This is a genomic window from Streptomyces chiangmaiensis, from assembly GCF_036281785.1.
In the GTDB taxonomy this organism is placed as follows: domain Bacteria; phylum Actinomycetota; class Actinomycetes; order Streptomycetales; family Streptomycetaceae; genus Streptomyces; species Streptomyces chiangmaiensis.
Map to the genome: position 1 here is coordinate 1 of NZ_JAYWVC010000510.1, position 1,891 is coordinate 1,891.

Consider the following 1,891-nt stretch of genomic DNA (forward strand, 5'->3'; position numbering starts at 1 on the left):
GTCATGTTCGTCCCTCGAAGCGGTAACCCATGCCGGGTTCGGTGATCAGATAGCGGGGGTGTGAGGGGTCCGCCTCCAGTTTGCGGCGCAACTGGGCCATGTAAACCCGCAAGTAGTTCGTCTTGTTGCTCTGGGAAACCCCCCAGACTTCCTGGAGCAGGTACTTCTGTGTGACGAGCCGGCCGGGGTTGGTGACGAGGATCTCCAGCAGGTGCCACTCGGTCGGCGTCAGCCGCACGTCCCGTCCGTGCCTGACGACCCTCTTGGCGAGAAGGTCGACGGCGAACTCGCTTGTCTTCACCCGGGTCGTCTCCGGAGCGAGCGGCATGTCCTCGGTGCGGCGGACGGCGGCCCGCAGCCGGGCCATGAGTTCGTCCATGCTGAACGGCTTGGTGACGTAGTCGTCGGCGCCGGCGTCCAGCGCGGCGACCTTCTCGTCGGAAGCCTGACGGGCCGACAGCACCATGACTGGGACGCGGGTCCAGCCCCGCAGGGCCTTGAGGACGTCCACGCCGTCCATGTCGGGCAGACCGAGGTCCAGTATCACCACGTCCGGCTGGCGCGCGGCCGCCAGGCGCAGGGCCGTGGCACCGTCGGGTGCCGCGTCCACTCCGTAGCGGCGCGCCTGCAGGTTGATCACGAGGGCTCGTACGAGTTGCGGGTCGTCCTCCACCACCAGCACCCTGGTCATGGGTGTGCGCCTTTCGTGTCGTGCGTGGGCTGTGGGCGCCGCGAGCGGCGCAACCGGCGTCATGGCGACGGGAGTCGGCGGGCCCGGGATGTCTCCCGGACCGCCGACTCCCGCTCAGGTCGCGTGGTTCCTCAGCTCTTGGTCACAAGTCCCTTGAGCGCGATGTTGAGCTCGAGGACGTTGACGCGGGGCTCACCGATGAAGCCGAGGGTACGGCTCGTGGTGTGGTCCTTGACCAGCTTCTCCACCTGTGCGACGGACAGGCCGTTCTTGTCGGCGACCCGGTGGACCTGGATCTCCGCGTACTGCGGGGAGATGTCCGGGTCCAGGCCGGAGCCGGAGGACGTCACCGCGTCGGCGGGGACGTCGGACGGCTTGACGGTGTAGCCGCCCACGGAGTTGTCCTTGATGACCGCGGCCTTGGCGTCCTTGACCCACTTGATCAGGTCGGCGTTGTCACCGGAACGGTTCGTGGCGCCGGACAGGATCAGCTTGTACTGGGTGTTGACGCTGTTGGAGCCGAGGCCGTTCTGGGGACGCCCCTGGAACCACTTCAGGTCGGGGTCCGGGGTCTCCTGACCCTTCTTCAGCGGCAGGTTGTAGGCCTGGCCGATCAGAGAGGAGCCGACGACCTTGCCGTCCGCCTTGATCTCGGAGCCGTTCGCCTTGTTGTTGAACAGCCCCTGAGCGATGCCGGTGACGACCAGCGGGTAGATGACGCCGGTCACCAGGGTCAGCACGAGGAGGGCCCGCAGGCCCGCCCCGAGCAACCGGGCGGCGTTCGAAACGGAGTTGTTCATGGCGATCAGCCGATCCCGGGGATGAGGGAGATGATCATGTCGATGATCTTGATACCGATGAAGGGGGCGATCAGGCCGCCGAGGCCGTAGATCCCGAGGTTGCGACGGAGCATCTTGTCGGCGCTCACCGGCCGGTACTGCACGCCCCTCAGGGAGAGCGGCACCAGCGCGACGATGATCAGCGCGTTGAAGATGACCGCGGACAGGATCGCGGAGTCCGGCGAGGCCAGGTGCATGATGTTCAGCTTGTCCAGGCCGGGGTAGACCGCCGCGAACAGCGCCGGGATGATCGCGAAGTACTTCGCGACGTCGTTGGCGATGGAGAAGGTCGTCAGCGCACCCCGGGTGATCAGCAACTGCTTGCCGATCTCCACGATCTCGATGAGCTTGGTCGGGTTGG

Annotated in this window: 2 protein-coding genes and 1 pseudogene; all 3 read right to left on the reverse strand. The window is 66.5% G+C overall.

Going from position 1 to position 1,891, the window contains the following annotated elements; all coding sequences use genetic code 11:
• Position 1 precedes the first annotated feature (1 nt).
• Positions 2 to 691: a response regulator transcription factor gene (locus VXC91_RS45045; RefSeq protein WP_329513120.1), complete on the reverse strand. Its 690-nt coding sequence runs from the start codon at positions 689 to 691 to the stop codon at positions 2 to 4.
• 131 nt (positions 692 to 822) lie between these two features.
• Complete coding sequence (locus VXC91_RS45050) at positions 823 to 1,491, reverse strand: potassium-transporting ATPase subunit C (RefSeq protein ID WP_329513121.1); 669 nt, start codon at positions 1,489 to 1,491, stop codon at positions 823 to 825.
• Between the two features lie 5 nt (positions 1,492 to 1,496).
• Positions 1,497 to 1,891, reverse strand: a pseudogene (locus VXC91_RS45055) (potassium-transporting ATPase subunit B); the annotation flags it as partial.